This is a genomic window from Streptococcus canis, assembly GCF_900636575.1.
Lineage (GTDB): Bacteria > Bacillota > Bacilli > Lactobacillales > Streptococcaceae > Streptococcus > Streptococcus canis.
The window spans coordinates 1,417,555-1,437,218 of record NZ_LR134293.1 but is presented as its reverse complement, the minus strand read 5'-3'; the positions used below and the strand labels follow the sequence as shown (position 1 = coordinate 1,437,218).

Genomic DNA, 19,664 nt, shown 5'->3' with positions numbered 1-19,664 from the left:
TACCGATAAACACGGTCAGTATCAGACCGCTTGCCTTATCTTCTAATTGCCTTTATTTGCCATTTTAACAATAGCAGCCTTGATTTTCTCAACGTCTGGTAAGATAGCTTGTTCAAGTACACGTGCATAAGGTACTGGAACATCTTCACTGGCAAGACGAACGATTGGATGATCAAGGTAATCAAAAGCTTCACTTTCGGTAATCATGGTTGCAATTTCACCAATGAATCCACCTGTCTTGTAAGCATCGTTGACAAGCATCAATCTACCTGTTTTCTTAACTGATTCAATGATCAATTCTTTATCAAGTGGGATAAGGGTACGTGGGTCAACAACTTCAACGTTAATACCATCTGCTGCCACTTCTTCAGCTGCTTGAAGAACACGCTCCAACATACGACCGTAAGAAACGATTGTCAAATCAGTTCCTTCACGTTTTATCTCACCTTTACCAAGTGGGATATAGAAATCAGGATCTTGGTTAACTTCTTCTTTTTTACCATAAAGAGCCTTTGGTTCCATGAAAAGAACAATGTTATTATCACGGATAGCTGATTTTAACAAGCCTTTAGCATCGTTAGCATTCCCTGGAGCAACAACTTTAATTCCTGGAATGTGGGTCAACCAAGCTTCAAGAGATTGTGAGTGTTGCGCAGCAGAACCGATACCTGAACCTGATGCCACACGGAAGGTTACAGGGGTAATCAGGCCTCCACCGAACATGTAGTTATTTTTAGCACCATTGTTAACGATAGCGTCCATCATGATAGTAAGGAAATCCATGAAGGTAACGTCAACAATTGGACGAAGTCCTGTAATCGCTGCACCAATAGCTGCACCAGAGATGGCAGCTTCTGAAATTGGTGTGTCTTTAACACGTTTTGCACCAAATTCTTCAATCATTCCAACAGAGGTACCAAAGTCTCCTCCATAAACCCCTACGTCTTCACCCATAAGGAAAATGTTTTCATCCTTGCGCATTTCCTCAGTCATAGCAAGGTTGACTGCTTCACGCAAAGCCATTAATTTTGTTTCTGACATAATTTTTATTTCTCCATTTATTATTCAAATACGATTGCATCTTACTGACAAGGTGATATTAGTCAACCCAAACGTCTTCGAAAGCTACTGAAAGTTCTGGATCTGGACTATTTTGTGCAAATTCATAAGCATCGTCAACTTCTTTTTTGACTTGTGCTTGAATAGCATCCAATTCGTCATCAGTAGCAATACCTTCACTTGTGAGGTAAGTTCGATATTTGATTATTGGATCTTTTTCCTTCCACTCATCCACTTCTTCTTTGGTGCGGTATTTACCAGCATCGGCAGTTGAATGACCAAACCAGCGATATGACTCTACTTCAACGATAGCTGGACCATTTCCACCACGAACGTGTTCAACGGCTTTGCCCATTGTTTCATAAACAGCCATCACGTCATTTCCATCTTCACAGTAGAAACCAGGAATACCATAAGCTTCTGCACGAGTATATAAATGTGGTGTATTTGTAGCGTTATTAATGCTCATTGAAATACCATAACGGTTGTTGATGATGAAGAAAATAACAGGAAGTTTCCATGTTGCAGCCATATTAACAGACTCATGGAATGAGCCTTCATTGGTAGCTCCATCACCTGAGAAGGCAACAGCGATATTGTTAGTTCCTTTATATTGTTGGGTAAGCGCCGCACCTACTGCAAGGGCGTAACCACCACCAACGATACCATTGGTACCATAGTTTCCTTTTTCAAAGTCAGCCAAATGCATAGAGCCACCACGCCCTTTAGACACACCAGTTGCTTTACCAGCAAGTTCAGCCATCATTTTGTTAAGATCCATGTCTTTAGCGATTGATTGACCATGGCCACGGTGATTTGAGAAAATAATATCATCGTAAGTCAAGTGAGCCACTGCCCCAACGTTTGCTGCTTCTTCACCAACAGAAAAGTGAGTCATCCCTTGCACAAATCCACGACGGACGAGTTTATTAATACGTGAATCAAATTCACGAATACGTTCCATTTTAAGGAACATATCCAAATGTTGTTCTTTAGAAACTGTTACCATTTTGGCCTCCATATTATCATAGTACCTTTTTATGATAAAACTTTTATTCACAATTTGCAAATAATTAAATCGCTTTCTTTCTTATCCTATTTGGTTTTTAGAAATCGTTATAGTTTGTGAAATCACAAACGGATCTGTACTAAAAAATATAAAAATACTATATAACAGTTTTGCTTTTTTTGAAACACATTCTTATTCCAAATTGCAACATATTAATAAGAAAAACTCCATTTAAGACAATCTTTTTTTACTCTTCTAAGAATGGAGTCTGTCTACGTTCTGAAGAAATAAGTCTTTTTAATTCTGATAGATAAACCTTAACGAAAGCAAAACAAGCCTCAAAGAAATATCTAAGGCTTGTTTTCTTCATTACTCTAACTGCTCAGCAATAGTTTCCCATTCTTCCATAAGTGTTTCTTGTTCCTGATCCAATTGTTCCCATTCCTCTTGCCAAGCCATTAATTGAGTGGTGTCATTGGAAGCGTGCATATCTTCTTGAAGGTCGTTAATCCGCTCTTCAATACTTTCAAGCCTTGCTTCAATCTCCTCGTAGCGGCGTGTCAAACGACGGCGTTCTTTTTGATTAGCCTTTTGTAATTGGTAATCGTTGATAGGCTCTTCGACTGTTTCTAATACTTCCTCTGTCGCTAATCGAGCTAATTCTTCCAGCTCTGCCTTTTTCTCAAGGTAATAATCATAGTCTCCCAAATAAAGAGTAGAGCCGGTCTCGGTAATTTCCAAAACCTTGGTGGCCAAACGATTAATAAAATAACGGTCATGACTGACAAAAAGCAAGGTCCCGTCAAAGTCAATGAGGGCATTCTCTAGCACTTCTTTACTGTCAATGTCCAGGTGGTTGGTTGGCTCGTCCAAGACAAGGAAATTATTATTTTCCATAGACAATTTAGCAAGAAGCAGGCGGGCTTTTTCACCTCCCGATAGCATGGCCACCGATTTTTTGACATCATCTCCAGAAAAGAGGAAAGCCCCTAGCCGGTTTCTAATATCAACTTCTGGCGTGGTTGAAAAGTCCTGCCACAACTCTTCTAAAACCGTATGATTTGGACTTAGATGCGATTGAGTTTGGTCATAATAACCTGTTTCCACATTCGCACCATACTTGATCTGTCCTTTAATAAGAGGAATTTGCCCAATAATTGATTTAATCAAAGTGGACTTGCCAATACCATTAGGCCCCACAACAGCGATAGCATCTAATTTGTTGATGTCTATGGTAATGGGCTCTGACAATATTTGGTTGTCATAACCAATAGCAGCTTCTTCAACTTTTAGGACAATATTCCCTGATGATTTCTCTGCATGAAATGTCATATGAGCAGATTTTAGACCACTTGATGGCTTATCTAAACGTTCTATTTTTTCCAGTTGTTTCCGCCTTGCTTGGGCTCTTTTTGTGGTCGATGCCCTGACAATGTTTTTTTGAACAAAGTCTTCTAACTTAGCAATTTCTTTTTGCTGTTTTTCAAACTGTCTTTCCTCAGCTGCTAATTTTTCAGCCTTTAAGGTCATAAAACGAGAATAATTGCCAACGTAGCGATCCAAGCCATGAGGAGTTAACTCCAAGGTCACTGTTGCCACCTTATCCAAAAAATAACGGTCATGGCTAACGATAATCAGGGCTCCTTGATAATTGGTCAAGTAATTCTCCAACCAAGCAATAGTTTCAATATCTAAGTGGTTGGTTGGTTCGTCAAGAACCAATAGTTCTGGCTTTTCTAAAAGCATTTTAGCCAAGGCCAGACGAGTATTTTGACCTCCTGACAATTCTGAGATAGTCATCTGCCACATGCTCTCATCAAACCTAAATCCATTTAAAATAGCTTTGATATCAGATTCATAAGTAAACCCACCTTGCTGACGGAAACGTTCGGCAAGGAGATCATAATCTGCCATCAGACGTGATAAGTCTTGACCTGAAACTGTTGCCATTTCCATTTCCATCTGACGCAAACGTTGTTCATCAGATCGTAGCCCTTCAAAAACTTTGAGCATCTCGTCATATATGGTCTTATCTGATTCAAAACGACTATTTTGAGCCAAATAAGATAAGGTTAAGTCTTTTTTAGTATTGACCTCTCCACTCGTTGGGATTTCTTCTCCAACTAATAGCTTGAGTAAGGTTGACTTACCAGCTCCATTGGGACCAACCAAGGCAATCCGATCGTGTTCACCAACCTGCAATGATATGTTTTGAAAAAGAACCTCCCCTGAAAAAGAGCGTTCTAACTTGTTTCCTTGTAAAATAATCATGTCTTTATTTTATCAAAAAAATGCCCTTTTGAGGACATTTTCAATTGAGTTTCCAAAAGAAATCTAGGACCTTCTGAATGATGGGGAAACCTCCTCGGCGCTAGCAAGTAGCCTTTCGTTAGGGAGGACTTTTTCTTGGTCAATCCTTGTAGATCGTTTTTGTGTTAAGCTATCAAATAGCTGGACAAGCTGTTCGGTTACTATTGAAATCTTATTGGCTAAAACGGAGTCACTGTGATTAGCATAATAAATGAGGCCCACAATAATAATCGTTACTAGTAAAACCGTCTGCAAAAAGCCTTTGATGAGATGCCAAAAAAACGTCAAAAGTAGCTTAGGTAGCCACAAGATAAGATCTTGGAATATTTTCATCAGTCACTTCTTTTTGCCTTAACCATTTCTAAGACAACCTTTCTTCCTTTTGATAATGAATGGGTAGCCACTCTAAGAGCGTTTCCAATTGCTGGTTCCAATAATACCACTCATGTTTCCCATGATCTTTTCTGTAATCCACCTCAAGTCCTTGAGCCCTAAACTCTGATATAGCTTTTTCGTTCGCCTCAAAGAGAAAATCCTCATAGCCACACCAAGCGTAAAACTTGGTTTTCCCATCACTTTCCGCCACCATATTTTTAAGGTAATGCTTGTCGAGATCAGGGGCATTAAACTGGCCAAAGACCCCTTGCCAATAGGCTAATTCTCCCAAATTTCCCTCAAGCAAGGTCTCAGGGGAAAAATCCAAGGCTCCTGAAAAAGAAGCTGCATAAGAAAAACGATTGCTTTTGAGAGCCCATTTAAAGGCACCATAGCCACCCATAGAGAGCCCAGCAACAAAGGTTTTTTCTCGTTTCTGACTCATATTTGGAAAGAAAGATGCCAACACTTGGGGCAATTCTTCTGCCAAGGCCTGGTAATAATGAATCCCATAGGCAGTGTCTGTATACCAGCCCAAATCCGTCGAAGGCATGACCACAATCACGTTCGTGTGGCGCAACAAACGTTCAATAGCTGTCCGTTTTTGCCAAGAATTCTCATTGCCTCCCATGCCATGAAGCAGATATAAAACAGGAATATCCGTGTCTCCTTGTTCCTCTTGCGGGATTTCAGACTGGTCTGGATAAATGACGTTAACACCTCGCTCCATGTCTAAAACTGCTGAATGGTATTCAATTGCAATACTTGCCATAACTAACACTCCTTTCCCTGAATATGGTTTTTAGATAAAACACCAGACCAGATTCAGCTAACAATCCATCCGTGGTCAAGGTTAGCAGAAATGAAAAAGATTACTGATGTTCTCGTAAAAACCTAAACTTTTAAAACTAAAGAAGGCTGGCAATGTTTGCCTAACCCTCCTTTCCATTAGCGAACTTCCATGACTACCGGTAGAATAGCTGGGCGTCGTTTGGTTTGTTCAAATAAGAATTTAGACAAGTCATCTCTGACATTCCCTTTTAATTCGCCCCAGTCAAACGTATCTTTTTGCAGGTAATTCTCAACTGTTTTGTTAACCAGTTCTGCACTTTCTCTTAAAATGTCACGGCTTTTCTTAACATAAACAAATCCACGGGTATTCACCTTCGCTTTTGAGATAATGCGTTTTTCTTTTTTAGAAACCGTGATGGCAACGATAAAAATACCATCTTCTGACAAGACTTTACGGTCTCGTAAGACAATGTTACCCACGTCACCGATAGCATTACCATCAATCATGACATCACCGGCGGGTACACTACCTTCATGAAGAAAGCCCTCGTCATTGAGTACCATAATATCGCCGCGTTTAAGAATATGAATGTTCTCTGGGAAAATACCAACCTCCTCTGCTAACTTAGCATGGGCAGCCAAATCCCGATATTCCCCTTGAACTGGGAAAAGATACTGAGGTTTCAACAAATTGATTAAGAGCTGTAATCCACGCCCGTTAGCATGGCCTGACACGCGCAAATTCTGTGTGATTAATTTAACAGAACCACCAGCCTTGTAAATCAAATTTTCAACTCGTGCGACCATGGCTTCTTTAGCCGTACTTGGAGTGGTCACAATATAAACCAGATCTCCTTCTTTGATTTGGACATAACGATGGCGGCCGGCTGCCATTTTTTGCAGACTATTAATCGGCTCACCCATACGGCCGGCTTCAAGAATGATTAATTCGTGATCTTCAAACTTGGCCATGTCCCTAGGTTTAATCAACAGGCGCTCATCTGTAATCATTAGTTTTTTCAAACGTAAGGCAGTTCGTATAATATTTTCAACATCTGTTCCGGTTAACACAACGCGACGACCATAAGCAACAGCGGAATCAAAGACCTGTTGGATACGGACTAGATTTGAAGCTACTGCGGCCACAATGACACGGCCATCAGCATCAGCAATGACACTGTCCATTTCCTCACCGACTTCAGATTCACTGGCAATTTGGTCGTTGCTTGTCGCATTAGCTGAATCTGATAAGAGGGCTAAAACCCCTTCTTTCCCAATCTCAGCTAGACGTAGCAAATCTGTCTGATAGCCTTCACGTGCGGCTTGATCAAACTTGAAATCTCCTGTGTAAACAATATTTCCCTTGTCTGTACCAATCACAACTCCCATACTTTCTGGAATAGAATGTGTCGTTTTAAAGAAAGATACCAAGCCGTCTTTAAATTCGATTTCTGTTTCACTATCCACCACATGGAAATTGTTGAATTTCTTAGTGTTGTTATTCCCTTTGACAAATAATTTTGCCAACTCGATGGTTAATTCAGATCCAAAGACAGGAGCCGATACTTCTGCCAATAAATAAGGTAGCGCTCCAATAGCGTCAGCATGGCCATGGCTCAGGAAAATCCCTTGCACCTTGTCTTTATGTTCAATCACATAGTCTAAATTTGGGATAACTAAATCTACCCCAAGTTGTTCATTTTCAGGATACTTGAGTCCAGCATCTAAAATAAACATAGAATCGTTAATTTCTACCAAGTAAAAGTTTTTTCCGTATTCACGGACACCCCCCAAGGCAATCATTTTAATATCAGTCATGATACTCCTCTAATATTTTTTTATTACAAACGGTCCTTACAACGTAAGTCGAATTACTGCTATGTAGCTATGCTACTATCCTTTATAGTATATCATATTTTAGGCAGTTTTTCTCTAAATAATCTTGGCACTTTCAGATTATTTTCATAAGTCATAGCCAAAAAAACCATCGAAAGTTAAGCTTTCAATGGGTTTATTTTTGAGATTAATCAAAAAGCTGGTAATAATCTGCAATAGTCATTTGATCCTTATCTGCTTGATTGAGGTCTTTGATAATTTTACCATTCTTCATCACAATGAGGCGATTGCCGTAAGTGAGCGCATCTTCCATTTGATGAGTAATCATTAGCGCTGTCAACCGATCTTTTGTCACAAATTCATCCGTTAAGCGCATCAAAGACTGACTTGTCTTGGGGTCGAGGGCAGCCGTATGTTCATCCAACAATAAGAGTTCTGGCTTTTTCAAGGTTGCCATTAGTAAACTTAAGGCCTGTCTTTGCCCACCCGATAAAAGACCAGTTGGTGTTCCCAAATGGTGTTCTAAACCATTTCCCGTTCGTTTAACCAACTCCTCAAAGCTAGCTAAGTGCTCTGTTATTTTTCGAGAAATCAAGGAACGTCTTTCTCCTCTTTGACGTGCAATTAAGAGATTTTCAGCCACTGTCATCCGAGGGGCTGTTCCCATTTTAGGATCTTGAAAAACTCGTGATAGATAGATAGCTCTTTTTTCTGCTGGCCAATTCGTCACATCTTGACCAAGAATCCTAATTTGCCCCCGTGTCAAACTTAGTGTTCCGGCAATCACATTAAAGAGTGTGGATTTTCCAGCACCGTTTCCTCCTAAAATGGTTAAAAAATCATGTTCATAAATGGTCAAAGAGACATCATCCAAAATGGTTTTAATGTCATCAAACCCATTATTAACTGCCACTGTCGCATGGATTAATTCAATAATTTTTGTCATCGTGATAACCTCATCCCTTTAAAAAAACGTTGCTTTAATACTGGCACCATTAAGCATAGGGCTAAAACAAGGGCACTAAATAATTTTAGATAGTTGGTGTTAAATCCGAGTGCAATGACAGCTGAAATTAAAAATTGATATAGGATTGATCCCACAACAATAGCAATTAACCGCTCCAAAAGTGTTAAACCTGTTGAATAAAGCACCTCTCCAACAATAATACTGGCCAAACCAATAACAATAACACCAATTCCCTTTGAAACATCAGCATAACCATCTTGTTGACTAACCAAGGCTCCTGATAGGGCGATCAAGGCATTGGACACAACTAATCCCATGACCTCCATGCGGTCAGTATCAATTCCAAAACTTTTTGCCATGTCTCTGTTATCACCCGTAGCAATATATGCCTGCCCAAGGTTGGTGTAAAGGAAATAGATCAAAAGACTAATGACAATTACAACCACCAATAAGCCTGTTAGAAGACTGCTCACATCTGCTGAAAAGGGGAGGTAATCGTGAACGCGCTTGTTGTCATGCAACCCTAAATTAGCTCTTCCCATGACCATTAACATAATGGAATGACAAGAAGTCATCACCAAAATTCCAGCTAGAATCGTTGGAATTTTCCCCTTAGTGTATAAAAGTCCCGTTAGAAGCCCTGCTAGAGCTCCAGCAAACATGCCAAGAAAAGTTGACATAAAGGGATTCCAGCCTAAATGAATAGCCGTGACCGTAACCGCACCGCCTAAGGGAAAGGAGCCCTCAGTAGTCATGTCAGGAAAATTTAAAATCCTAAAGGTCAAATAAATCCCCAAGCCTAAAATTCCCCAGAAGAGGCCTTGTGAAACTGATGAAATAATCATATTTTTCCTTTCTGTTATTACTCTACAAATGAGACTGTGTCCAAAAGGTGTTGTGACATAGGAATTCCAAGTTCTTCTGCTACCTTTTTATTTATTAGTGGTTTACCATGATCAATAACCTTGACCGAAATATCGGCAACAGCTTTTCCTTTAATCAATCGTAAAACCTGATTAGCTGTCTCAACACCTAATTGATACTGACTTTGAGAAATAGAGGCCAAGCTGCCCTCTTTAACCATAGTATCCACACTAGAGTAAACTGGAACCTTTGACGCTTTACTGGCGGTAATGACAGATGAAAAGGCACTTGCAATGGTGTTATCTTGCGGAATAAATATAGCATCTACCTTACTCAACATGACGGACATGGTCGTAGGAACTTCGTTAGTTGATGGGACTGCATAGGGAATAACTTGATAACCCTTTTTCTGAGCCAGCTGACTAAAGGACTTTACTTGTGATAAGGAATTATCCTCATTACTAGCATATAACACTCCAATTCGTTTTGCCTCAGGAGTCAATTCTCTCATCAAGTCAATGGTTTGCTTGACGGGAACTTTATTAGACAAGCCTGTCACATTGCCTTCGGGTCTCTCCAAGTGCTTTACCAACTTCGCACCAACAGGATCAGAAATGGCTGACATGACAACGGGAATATCTTTAGTGGCAGCGGCTAATCCTTGAGCTGCTGGAGTCGCAATTCCAATCACAATATCATTTCCTGACTGGGTTAACTGGCGGCTCATGGCCTGAATTTTACTCTGATCCCCTTCGGCGTTCATTAGCTTAATGGTCACGTGTTTCCCTTTAGGCGTTTGCTTTCTAAGCTGATCTTCAATACCGCGTTCAATATCATCTAGGGCTTCGTGGGTCACTAGCTGTAATATACCAATCTTAATGTTTTTTTGACTGGCCAAATCATCTTTCTCTTTTGCCATGCCTTTTGCTAATAGAGAGCCTATCACCATTACCATTAATATGATTAGAGTTACTATTAAGCTCTTATTTTTCATCTTAATTCCTCACATTTCTTGTTAATCTCTTTACACTGTTGATGATGAGAATCCTTCTCAAAAGAAAAAGCGCTTAGTATTTACTACTAGGCGCTCTTGTGAAATCCAATGTCAGCGCATAGATACCTTTTTAGAAGTACTCTAAAAGTCGTATCCATGACAGCTCATAAACACAACTTATCTATGCCAGCTTTGCCAATTTGTCCGATGTTGTGCTTGCGTCATCTTAGGAATTCCTTTCTCGTTTTTTTAACATTATAACCTAAATTGAAGAAATTGCAAGAACTTTCGTTCATATTTTTAACCAAACATTTGTGGTATAATGAAGAGATTAGAATTCAGAAAGGAGACATTCTATATAAAAAGTCAAGAGAAAATTCTACAAAATAAAAAAACACCCCCACTGCGATAAACTTGAATGCAAGTTACTCAATCGTCTGGAGGATGCACTTATTATTTTACACCTTTTCGTCTAAAAGCTCAATTTTAGACACGCAAAAACTCTTGCCCTTGAGCAAGTTTTAAAAATCATTCTTGATTTCTGTATTTTTATCTTAGTTTAGCCTCATCAAAGGTTTGATTGGTTTTGAGGAGATGATAAATGACACGAATAAGCTTCTTGGCAATAAGTGTCACAGCCACATTATAGTGTTTGCCGTGACTGATTTTTAGCTTTAAATAGGTTTTAAAATGCGGTGAGTAAATGGAGATGAGTTTGGCAGCTTGTATTAGGGCATACCTTAGATAAGAGGAGCCTCGTTTTACCATATGACCGGTATTATCCAACTGTCCTGATTGGTAAATAGCAGGGTCTAATCCAGCGAAAGCTTGAAGCTGGTCTGGATTCTTGAAATTATAGATAGTCTTAATTTCAGCTAGGATAATAGCACCAAGACGACTTCCGATTCCAGAAATAGAGGTGATGGAAGAATCCAATTCAGCCATCAATCGGTTAATTTCTTCTTGAGTTTGATTAATCTGTTTATCATAGTGTTGAATACTTTCAATTAACTGCACTAGCTCTAGGGATAAAGCTGACGAAGCATTACCAATCGTTTGTTTGGCTGCTTCTTGTATCTGATGCGCTTTATCAGCGGTTAGCCGTTTGATTTTAAGTAACGATGAGACTCTAGCACGAGCTATCTTTTGAGCAGAAGGGTACTTAGTCAATAACTCATAGACAAAATGACTATGAAGATTACTAACGTAGCTATTAATCTCAGGAAAGATAATGTCAAGTAATCGGATATATAAGTTCTTGCATTTAGAGCGTGACTGAATTAAACGGTTTTGCTAGCGTGTGAGTTCTTTTAACTCATCCATTACTTTATCTGTCTGATAATATTCAGGAGTAACATCAGACCGTAATTTACGAGCTTATCTGTTTTGGTTTTCCTTAGAGACTGAGATTTGGCAAATTGTTTGATAATAAAAGGGTTGTAAGCGAAAACGGTATATCCTAACTCTCTTAAGAAAGCAACAATATTATAGTTATAGTGTCCTGTGCTTTCAAGTGCTATATGGATATCTTGTGTGATAGGAGAGAGCTGTTTTAGTTTAAGTTTAAGCTGATGAAAGCCTTGATAAGAATTGGCGAATCTGAAGTTAGTTATCACTGTTTCTTCAGTTTCATTGATACAGGCTAAATCGTGTTTGGTTTTGGCAATATCAATACCAATATAGAACATAAGTTTCTGATTCCTTTCCAAGTGATTAGCAGCTGTTGTTCGTTCCACGCACTCTTTGCCTTGTATTCTTACACGAAATAAAACGTCAAAGCGTTATCATTCTCATTACCAATAAAACAAAGAGCTGTGGTTAGAGTCTCCTTTAAATCGTCAAAGCGATTAAAACATGGTACTAATCCACAGCGCTGAACTAAGTATAAAACAAATCTAAAAAATAATTAAAGAAAGGGTTTATACTAGCGGGAGCTATCCACTAATATAAATATAAGAAACCATGTCTTTTGACGGCTTTTTCTTACACCATTTAACCAACGAATTAAAAGAGAACTTGCTTTACGGCCGTATTCAAAAGGTCAATCAGCCCTTTGAACGGGAACTTGTTTTAACCATTCGGAACCATCGCAAGAATTATAAATTGCTATTGTCTGCCCATCCTGTTTTTGGACGACTTCAAATCACCCAAGCAGACTTTCAAAATCCTCAGGTACCTAATACCTTTACCATGATTATGCGCAAATACCTTCAGGGAGCTGTCATTGAGCAGTTGGAACAGATTGATAATGACCGCATTATCGAAATCAAGGTATCTAATAAAAATGAAATCGGAGATGCTATTCAAGCAACCCTGATCATTGAAATCATGGGCAAACATAGCAATATCATTTTGGTGGACCGTGCAGAAAATAAAATCATCGAATCCATTAAACATGTTGGTTTCTCTCAAAACTCTTACCGCACGATTTTACCTGGCGCTACCTATATTGAACCCCCTAAAACAGCTGCTGTCAATCCTTTTACGATTGCAGATGTGCCTCTCTTTGAAATCCTTCAAACACAAGACTTGTCCGTTAAAAATTTGCAGCAGCATTTTCAAGGTTTGGGGCGAGACACCGCAAAAGAATTAGCTGGACTTCTGACCACAGACAAATTAAAACGGTTCCGTGACTTTTTTGCCAGACCTACTCAGGCAAATCTGACCACAACCTCTTTTGCACCTGTTCTTTTCTCAGATAGTTATGCTACATTTGATTGTTTGTCCGACATGCTTGATCACTTTTATCAAGATAAGGCTGAGCGCGACCGTATCAATCAGCAAGCCAGCGACTTGATCCACCGTGTGCAAACTGAACTGAGCAAAACTCGCAATAAGCTTCGTAAACAAGAGGCTGAGCTGTTAGCCACCGAAAATGCTGAGCTGTTCCGTCAAAAAGGGGAATTGTTAACCACTTACCTCAGTCTGGTTCCAAATAATCAAGACACAGTGAGTTTAGACAATTACTATACTGGTCAGCAGATTGAGATTGCCTTGGACAAAGCCTTGACTCCAAACCAAAACGCTCAACGTTATTTTAAAAAATATCAAAAATTAAAAGAAGCCGTCAAACACTTATCTGGACTGATTACCGATACCAAGCAAAGTATTGCTTATTTTGAAAGTGTTGAATACAATTTATCTCAAGCAAGTATCGACGACATCGAAGATATCCGTGAAGAATTGTACCAAGCTGGCTTTTTAAAAAATCGACACCGTGACAAGCGTCACAAACGCAAAAAACCTGAGCAATATCTAGCTTCAGATGGGAAAACCCTTCTCTTGGTGGGACGCAATAACCTCCAAAATGAAGAATTAACCTTTAAAATGGCTAAAAAAGGAGAATTATGGTTCCATGCTAAGGATATTCCTGGAAGTCATGTCATCATCAAAGACAATCTTAATCCAAGTGATGAGGTTAAAACCGATGCTGCTGAACTAGCCGCTTATTATTCGAAAGCCAGATTATCAAATCTCGTTCAGGTCGATATGATTGAAGTTAAAAAATTGCACAAACCTAGTGGTGCTAAACCAGGATTTGTGACTTATACTGGTCAAAAAACCTTACGGGTTACTCCTGACCAAGTCAAAATTCTCTCTATGAAATTACCCTGATAATCAACTAAAAACAGCTCTCCTAGGGAAATAACTTCCGTTGGAGAGCTGTTTTTTATTCTGATTGTTGGTGCTTGACATGGTCAAGAAAATCTTGCATATTTACATCATCAGGCACTTGTTTGAGATAGGCAATAACCATTTGGGCAGCCTTGTGAAACTGGCCAAACTCCCTTAATAAATAGGCATAATCCTGTAAAAACTCTGGATTTTCTGCCAAATCAGCCGAAATCTCATCATAAAGGGTCAAGGCAACTTCTTCTTGTTCTAAGACCTGGTAAGCCTTGGCAATGGTCCATTTGGTTAGGACATTATCAATCGTCTCACGATTAAGAGCAATAACCTCCTCAAAACGCTCGGCATCAAAATAAAGGGTCGCTAATCGCATGAGAATCTCTTCATCATCAACGGCTACTTCCTTCGCTTGAAGCAGGTAATTTTCAGCGTTTTGGCTATCGTGTAATTCATAAGAAAACTGTGATGCTAGCAATAATAATTGACTATCAAATGCGTTTTTGCGAAGACCTTGTTGAACCAAGCGCAAGGCTTCTGGCGTCTTATGCTCTTCATGAAGGCTCAAAGCATAGCCATATTCATAACCTGGATAATCTGGATTGATGGTTTCTAACTGTTTAAAGTAAAGGTTAGCTTTTTGATAGTTTTCTTGGTCATACAAGAGGGTCGCCAATTCAAAAACAGCCTCGTCTTCGTATTCAATGGCCACTGCCTTTTCTAGGAATTCGATAGCCGCCTCAAATTTCCCTAAGCTTGCATAGGCTCGCCCAATGCGTTGATAGGTAGAAATTCCTGTCAATTCAAGGATTTGACGATTGTCTAACTGCGCATAGTAATCAATAGCTTCTTTAAAATACTGCAAGGACATGTCAATTTCTGCTAAACCAAAAATGACCAGTGGCTCTGGGCTGATTGCCACTGCCTGAAGCAATTTTTCACGCGCCACATCTGTCAGTCCCTCCATGTCATAAAGGTCTGCCATCACTAAGAGAGCAGATAAATAATCCGGGCTATCTTTTGGAATCTTATCCAAATACAAGAAGGCTTCTTCAATGGCGTCGTCTTCTGCTGCAATCTGAGCTAAGTTAACATTGAGTTCTGGGTAATCCTCAGCCAATTGCAAATAAATACGCTTGGCATGTGGCAAAAAACCAATGCTTTCTAAATATTCTCCTAGAGCGATTAAACTCTCTGCATCGTCTTCTTTTAAAGCTGCTTGGAAATATTTTTCAGCGTGCGCTAGGTCTTGCTGATCCAAGGAAGCAATCATTTTGTCACTATTCAACACGATCCTTACCCTCCTCAATCACCACTACTTCTTCATCATACAAACCGCTAACTTTTTTGTACCAGTCAAATAATTCTTTAATCACGACTTTGACAGAAGCATAGATTGGAATGACAAGGAAAACGCCCCAGACACCAAACATAGCCCCTGCGGTCAACAACAAAAACATAATGGTAATGGGATGAATGCTCAGCTTATTCCCCAAAACAAGCGGTGCCACAAACCGCCCTTCGATGGTTTGCTCAATCATAAAGATAACAAGCACCTTAACCAACATCAATGGGCCTTGTACCATGGCCATAATCACAACAGGTATCATGGCAAGGAAACTTCCTAAGTAGGGAATCATGTTAAGAAAGCCAGCAATAATCCCGAAAGTGATGGAATATTTCAGTCCCACCAAACTAAACATGATTGAGAACATAAAACCGACAACAATAGCAACGGTTACCTGTCCTTGGACATAGCCCGATAATTGCTTGTTAATATCTCCCAAAACTCGAGTCATGGGCACACGTAATTTGAGAGGCAAGACATTCACAAGGCCATTTTTCATGTGGCTACTATCTCGTAAGAAATAAAAGAGGATAAAAGGCGAAATAATAATAGCCACGGTAATTCGAGCGATAGCACCTGCAAAATTACCTGCCCAATCAATGGCATTTTTTGAAAAACTTTGCGCATAATCCAAAGCCTTTTGACTTGTATGGGTAAGCATGTCTTGGAGTTGGGGCTTGTAGCTAACTAACCATTCATTTTCAAGAAGTTTATTGGCCTCTTCATTGACCTTGCCAACATATTTGGGAAGGTCCTCAATAAAACTGGTAAGCTGGGTCTGTACCATGGGAACAAAGCCTGAAATCGCCCAGACAAAAAGTAAAATAATCAAACCAAAAACAATAAAAATAGAGGTGGTACGATTCGGACCCAAGTGATTAATCAGGTCAACTAAGGGTTTGGTCAGATAATAAAGAATGGTCGAAATAACCAAGGGCAGCATGATGACCGCAAAAAAAGAAATCACTGGCGCCAACAAAAAGGAAATTTTAGTAAAGATAAAAATCGTTAAAAAGACTAAAAGTGTTATTAATAACACCATGACAGCTTGATTATTTAAAAACCATTTGTAAAATAAGCTATCTGTTTTAGACTTATCAGGTATTAAGGGCATTAAAATAGGGTTCCTTTCTTTTGAGGGGATAAGTTCATGAGGCTCATTTATAAAACGTCACGGATTTATCAATGAGTTGGTTGTTTTGGTCGTAAGTAAATTTGGCAGAGAAAAAAGGACGGTCTTCTAAAATCCATTTAAAAATGTCATAGTCCCCTTCCCAGGTTGGTTTTTCCAATACCTGATCGTAAGGCACCCATTCCAAGGTCCCTTCCCGGGATTCTTCATCTGAGATTAGTTCTCCTTCAAACTCGGTTACTTTAAACACATAGGTGTACCAATCATGATCAAGGGTAAATTCTGGGAAAGTAATCATTCCCTTAAAATCCATTTTTTTAACCGTCAAATGAGTTTCTTCTAAAATTTCACGGCGGGCACACTCGTCTGGGGTTTCACCTGCTTCAAGCTTACCCCCAACAGAAATCCACTTGCCTTCGTGGACATCATTTTCTTTTTTATTGCGGTGCAACAACAGCAAAGCATCGCCATTATCTATGTAACAAATGGTTGCTAATTGGGTCATTTGCCTCTTTCCTTTCCATCTTTGTTTCTATTATACCAATCTCTAGAAAATATGCTATTATTTTATTATGGGAAGGAGTGTTGAGACAATGACAGAGACGGTTTATTTTGGTACCTATACCCAGAGGAGATCACAAGGCATTTACACTGCTACTTGGCAGCCTCAGATGGGGAAACTAACTGATGTGAAGCTTTTTTCAAAAGTAGAAAACCCCAATTATTTGGCAATCTCCGAGAGAGGAAACCTTTACACTATTTTTAAAGAAGCAACTTCAGGTGGTGTGCTTGCGTTAACCAGCCAAGGTCAAGAGATTAATCGTGTTGGCGAAAAAGGATTCTCGCTTTGCCATATTACTCTTGACCCCAACAGACGATTGCTCTATGGGGCTAGTTATCATCAAGGTATGATTGTGGTTTATCGGATAATGCCTGATGGCTCTCTAGTGTTAGCTGATCAAATCAAACGTAAAGGAGCAGGTCCTCACCCACATCAAGAACAGTCTCATGCTCATTTTGTTGGCTTGACGCCAGACAAGTACCTTGTTACCTGTGACTTAGGAACTGATTCTGTCACCACTTATGCTGTTTCAGCTGAAGGGCAATTAAATCAGATAGCTAATTACCAGTCACAAGCGGGAGCTGGCAGCCGACACCTTGTTTTTCACCCTAATGAAAAAATAGCCTACCTCCTGTGTGAACTCAATGCAAGGGTAGAAGTCTTAGTCTATGATGGATGTGGCTACTTTGAACGTCTTCAAACCGTTTCCACCTTACCCCCAAATTTTCAGGGTTTCAATGCCTGCGCTGCTATTCGTCTCAGTCAAGATGGGCGCTTTCTTTACACCAGTAATCGCGGTCATGATTCCTTAGCTGTCTTTAAGGTGCGTAAAGATGGGCAACTTGAGTATTTAGAGACTGTTAAGACCAATGGTAAGTGTCCACGAGACTTTACCATTAGTCCCGACCAAAACCATCTGATTGTTGCCCATCAAGATTCTGATAATGTGACTATCTTTAAACGTCATGACCAAACAGGGAAGCTAACTCTCCTTTCAACGGATATCATTATTCCAGAAGCTGTTTGTGTCACTTTCAAGGCAGACACTTGATAAAGAGCTTTCTTTATGATTAAATGAAAACAACCAAACAAAGAGAGGTAAACCAATGACACCACAAGAACTATTTGAACAGGTCAAAGACCTCATCGCGAAAAAAGATTTTTCAGCTGCAAAAACCTTTATTGAAGACCACAAAGAAGGCCTAGGAGACTACTTTGAGAAGGCCAAAACAATGCTCGAAGGCAATGATTTTATCAATGATGCTTTGGACAAAGTTAAAGGCCTATTTGGAAAATAATTAAACATGACCTGACTAAGCGAATGGGGCTGGGCAAAAAGTCTAATATAAGCAAAGCAGCATGAAATCAACGTTTGTAAACGAAAGATTTCATGCTGTTTCTTGTTTCGAAAATTTGAATAAATCAGTGAGATTTCGACTTTTTACCCAGCCCCATTCGCTTTTCTAATCCCAAGCCTAGTGACGACATTCTGTTTTGTCCTCCAAAAACCTAGGAATTTCTGAAATAGACAATGACTCCATCATGCAGCAAACCTGTTAATAAATGGAATGCTAACACCAACAAAACTAAGGGGATCTCCTCTTTTCATCTCTTTCTAAAGCAAAAAACCTTGACATCTTCAACAAACGTTAACATGACAAGGTTTTTAATGTTTTATTTAATCACTTCTTGAGTTTTAGCATAATTTGCCTCAACAGCCTCTTTTTCAGCTTTCCACCATTCTTGATGCTCTGTATACCATTTGATGGTATCTTCTAAACCTTCTGAGAAATTAGTAAATTGTGGCTCCCAACCCAATTCTTCACGTAATTTTGTCGAATCAATAGCATAACGTAAGTCATGGCCAGCACGATCTGTTACATGATCATAAGCATCTTTTGGTTGCCCCATTTTCTCAAGGATAAGCTCAAGGACTTCCTTATTGTTTTTCTCCCCATCAGCACCAATGAGGTAAGTTTCCCCGATACGTCCCTTGGTCAGGATTGCCCACACGCCAGTGGAATGATCATTAGTATGAATCCAATCACGGACATTCTTACCTTCTCCATAAAGTTTTGGTTTAATACCTGACAAGATATTCGTAATTTGTCGAGGAATAAACTTCTCAATGTGTTGGTAGGGGCCGTAGTTATTAGAACAATTAGAGATGGTTGCTTTCACACCAAATGAACGAACCCAAGCTTTGACAATTAAGTCAGAGGCAGCTTTAGTAGATGAATAAGGTGAGCTTGGGTTGTAGTTGGTCTCGGCAGTGAATTTTTCACCTGGTCCTTCACCATGTCCGGGAAGATCTTCACGAAGAGGAAGGTCACCATAAACTTCATCTGTTGACACATGGTGGAAGCGAATATCATATTTACGGGCCGCTTCTAACAAGGTGTATGTTCCGATAAAGTTGGTGTGGATAAATGGACTTGGGTCATTCAAAGAATTGTCATTGTGGCTTTCAGCTGCGTAGTGAACAATAGCATCTGCTTTTGCTGCCAACTGATTGACCAGCTCAGCGTCGGCAATGTCACCGACCACCAACTCCACACGGTCACCAAGGATAGCCTCGATATTAGCTTTATTTCCAGCGTAGGTTAGTTTATCAAGAACTGTCACATGAACGTCTGGGTGGTTGTGATAGACGTAGTGAACGAAGTTTGAACCGATGAAACCTGCGCCACCGGTGACGATAATGTTTTTATAATCTGTCATTTTTTATGAGATTCAACTTAGGTAGAGCGGTCGGCAGCGATTTTTTCGAAATTCCATGCCTAAAATTT

Annotated in this window: 16 protein-coding genes and 1 pseudogene; 3 read left to right on the top strand and 14 right to left on the bottom strand. The window is 39.6% G+C overall.

The window, feature by feature from the left end; all coding sequences use genetic code 11:
* Positions 1 to 42: 42 nt before the first annotated feature.
* The 10 genes and pseudogenes from EL097_RS07330 to EL097_RS11285 form a co-directional block, all read right to left on the bottom strand.
* On the bottom strand, positions 43 to 1,041 hold the full coding sequence (locus tag EL097_RS07330; RefSeq protein WP_003043869.1) for an alpha-ketoacid dehydrogenase subunit beta: 999 nt from the start codon (positions 1,039 to 1,041) through the stop codon (positions 43 to 45).
* A gap of 58 nt (positions 1,042 to 1,099) precedes the next feature.
* Positions 1,100 to 2,068, bottom strand: a complete 969-nt coding sequence (locus EL097_RS07325) for a thiamine pyrophosphate-dependent dehydrogenase E1 component subunit alpha (RefSeq protein ID WP_003043872.1) — start codon at positions 2,066 to 2,068, stop codon at positions 1,100 to 1,102.
* Positions 2,069 to 2,437: 369 nt separating this feature from the next.
* Entirely contained in the window at positions 2,438 to 4,339 is a 1,902-nt protein-coding gene (locus tag EL097_RS07320) for an ABC-F family ATP-binding cassette domain-containing protein (RefSeq protein ID WP_003043875.1), read from the bottom strand.
* A gap of 63 nt (positions 4,340 to 4,402) precedes the next feature.
* On the bottom strand, positions 4,403 to 4,711 hold the full coding sequence (locus EL097_RS11235; RefSeq protein WP_003043878.1) for a hypothetical protein: 309 nt from the start codon (positions 4,709 to 4,711) through the stop codon (positions 4,403 to 4,405).
* Between the two features lie 28 nt (positions 4,712 to 4,739).
* Positions 4,740 to 5,525 carry an alpha/beta hydrolase gene (locus EL097_RS07310; protein WP_003043881.1) on the bottom strand — a complete coding sequence of 262 codons (786 nt, stop codon included), beginning with the start codon at positions 5,523 to 5,525 and terminating at the stop codon, positions 4,740 to 4,742.
* Between the two features lie 176 nt (positions 5,526 to 5,701).
* Positions 5,702 to 7,363 carry a ribonuclease J gene (locus EL097_RS07305; protein ID WP_003043884.1) on the bottom strand — a complete coding sequence of 554 codons (1,662 nt, stop codon included), beginning with the start codon at positions 7,361 to 7,363 and terminating at the stop codon, positions 5,702 to 5,704.
* Between the two features lie 205 nt (positions 7,364 to 7,568).
* Entirely contained in the window at positions 7,569 to 8,327 is a 759-nt protein-coding gene (locus tag EL097_RS07300; RefSeq protein ID WP_003043886.1) for an ABC transporter ATP-binding protein, read from the bottom strand.
* On the bottom strand, positions 8,324 to 9,193 hold the full coding sequence (locus EL097_RS07295; RefSeq protein ID WP_003043889.1) for an ABC transporter permease: 870 nt from the start codon (positions 9,191 to 9,193) through the stop codon (positions 8,324 to 8,326). The genes EL097_RS07300 and EL097_RS07295 overlap by 4 nt, the downstream gene beginning before the upstream one ends.
* 17 nt (positions 9,194 to 9,210) lie before the next feature.
* Positions 9,211 to 10,206: a tryptophan ABC transporter substrate-binding protein gene (gene trpX / locus EL097_RS07290; protein ID WP_039994684.1), complete on the bottom strand. Its 996-nt coding sequence runs from the start codon at positions 10,204 to 10,206 to the stop codon at positions 9,211 to 9,213.
* A gap of 549 nt (positions 10,207 to 10,755) precedes the next feature.
* Positions 10,756 to 11,894, bottom strand: a pseudogene (locus tag EL097_RS11285) (IS110 family RNA-guided transposase).
* Between the two features lie 274 nt (positions 11,895 to 12,168).
* Here EL097_RS11285 and fbp54 point away from each other — a divergent pair.
* Positions 12,169 to 13,821 carry an Rqc2 family fibronectin-binding protein Fbp54 gene (gene fbp54, locus EL097_RS07280; protein WP_003043895.1) on the top strand — a complete coding sequence of 551 codons (1,653 nt, stop codon included), beginning with the start codon at positions 12,169 to 12,171 and terminating at the stop codon, positions 13,819 to 13,821.
* A 55-nt stretch (positions 13,822 to 13,876) separates the two neighbouring features.
* Here the strand turns inward: fbp54 and EL097_RS07275 are convergent, their stop codons facing one another.
* Genes EL097_RS07275 through EL097_RS07265 form a run of 3 tightly spaced genes read right to left on the bottom strand, consistent with a single transcriptional unit; the run spans position 13,877 to position 16,818 of the window.
* A complete protein-coding gene (locus tag EL097_RS07275; RefSeq protein ID WP_003043897.1) occupies positions 13,877 to 15,124 on the bottom strand; it encodes a tetratricopeptide repeat protein in 1,248 nt (415 codons plus the stop codon).
* Positions 15,114 to 16,295 carry an AI-2E family transporter gene (locus EL097_RS07270; RefSeq protein WP_003043899.1) on the bottom strand — a complete coding sequence of 394 codons (1,182 nt, stop codon included), beginning with the start codon at positions 16,293 to 16,295 and terminating at the stop codon, positions 15,114 to 15,116. The genes EL097_RS07275 and EL097_RS07270 overlap by 11 nt, the downstream gene beginning before the upstream one ends.
* 43 nt (positions 16,296 to 16,338) lie before the next feature.
* Positions 16,339 to 16,818 carry an NUDIX hydrolase gene (locus EL097_RS07265; protein ID WP_003043901.1) on the bottom strand — a complete coding sequence of 160 codons (480 nt, stop codon included), beginning with the start codon at positions 16,816 to 16,818 and terminating at the stop codon, positions 16,339 to 16,341.
* Between the two features lie 88 nt (positions 16,819 to 16,906).
* Here EL097_RS07265 and EL097_RS07260 point away from each other — a divergent pair, with 88 nt between their 5' ends.
* Together EL097_RS07260 and EL097_RS07255 are read left to right on the top strand one after the other, a co-directional pair.
* On the top strand, positions 16,907 to 17,926 hold the full coding sequence (locus tag EL097_RS07260) for a lactonase family protein (protein ID WP_003043903.1): 1,020 nt from the start codon (positions 16,907 to 16,909) through the stop codon (positions 17,924 to 17,926).
* Positions 17,927 to 17,981: 55 nt separating this feature from the next.
* Positions 17,982 to 18,173 (top strand): hypothetical protein, encoded by a 192-nt coding sequence (locus tag EL097_RS07255; protein WP_003043906.1) that lies wholly within the window; start codon positions 17,982 to 17,984, stop codon positions 18,171 to 18,173.
* A gap of 376 nt (positions 18,174 to 18,549) precedes the next feature.
* Here the strand turns inward: EL097_RS07255 and rfbB are convergent, their stop codons facing one another.
* Complete coding sequence (gene rfbB / locus EL097_RS07250; RefSeq protein WP_003043908.1) at positions 18,550 to 19,596, bottom strand: dTDP-glucose 4,6-dehydratase; 1,047 nt, start codon at positions 19,594 to 19,596, stop codon at positions 18,550 to 18,552.
* Between the last annotated feature and the right edge of the window lie 68 nt (positions 19,597 to 19,664).

Excerpts from the sequence above, each read along its gene's own strand:
- EL097_RS07330 (WP_003043869.1), bottom strand. The coding sequence starts at position 1,041 with ATGTCAGAAACAAAATTAATGGCTTTGCGTGAAGCAGTCAACCTTGCT.
- EL097_RS07325 (WP_003043872.1), bottom strand. The coding sequence starts at position 2,068 with ATGGTAACAGTTTCTAAAGAACAACATTTGGATATGTTCCTTAAAATG.
- EL097_RS07320 (WP_003043875.1), bottom strand. The coding sequence starts at position 4,339 with ATGATTATTTTACAAGGAAACAAGTTAGAACGCTCTTTTTCAGGGGAG.
- EL097_RS11235 (WP_003043878.1), bottom strand. The coding sequence starts at position 4,711 with ATGAAAATATTCCAAGATCTTATCTTGTGGCTACCTAAGCTACTTTTG.
- EL097_RS07310 (WP_003043881.1), bottom strand. The coding sequence starts at position 5,525 with ATGGCAAGTATTGCAATTGAATACCATTCAGCAGTTTTAGACATGGAG.
- EL097_RS07305 (WP_003043884.1), bottom strand. The coding sequence starts at position 7,363 with ATGACTGATATTAAAATGATTGCCTTGGGGGGTGTCCGTGAATACGGA.
- EL097_RS07300 (WP_003043886.1), bottom strand. The coding sequence starts at position 8,327 with ATGACAAAAATTATTGAATTAATCCATGCGACAGTGGCAGTTAATAAT.
- EL097_RS07295 (WP_003043889.1), bottom strand. The coding sequence starts at position 9,193 with ATGATTATTTCATCAGTTTCACAAGGCCTCTTCTGGGGAATTTTAGGC.
- trpX (WP_039994684.1), bottom strand. The coding sequence starts at position 10,206 with ATGAAAAATAAGAGCTTAATAGTAACTCTAATCATATTAATGGTAATG.
- fbp54 (WP_003043895.1), top strand. The coding sequence starts at position 12,169 with ATGTCTTTTGACGGCTTTTTCTTACACCATTTAACCAACGAATTAAAA.
- EL097_RS07270 (WP_003043899.1), bottom strand. The coding sequence starts at position 16,295 with ATGCCCTTAATACCTGATAAGTCTAAAACAGATAGCTTATTTTACAAA.
- EL097_RS07265 (WP_003043901.1), bottom strand. The coding sequence starts at position 16,818 with ATGACCCAATTAGCAACCATTTGTTACATAGATAATGGCGATGCTTTG.
- EL097_RS07260 (WP_003043903.1), top strand. The coding sequence starts at position 16,907 with ATGACAGAGACGGTTTATTTTGGTACCTATACCCAGAGGAGATCACAA.
- EL097_RS07255 (WP_003043906.1), top strand. The coding sequence starts at position 17,982 with ATGACACCACAAGAACTATTTGAACAGGTCAAAGACCTCATCGCGAAA.
- rfbB (WP_003043908.1), bottom strand. The coding sequence starts at position 19,596 with ATGACAGATTATAAAAACATTATCGTCACCGGTGGCGCAGGTTTCATC.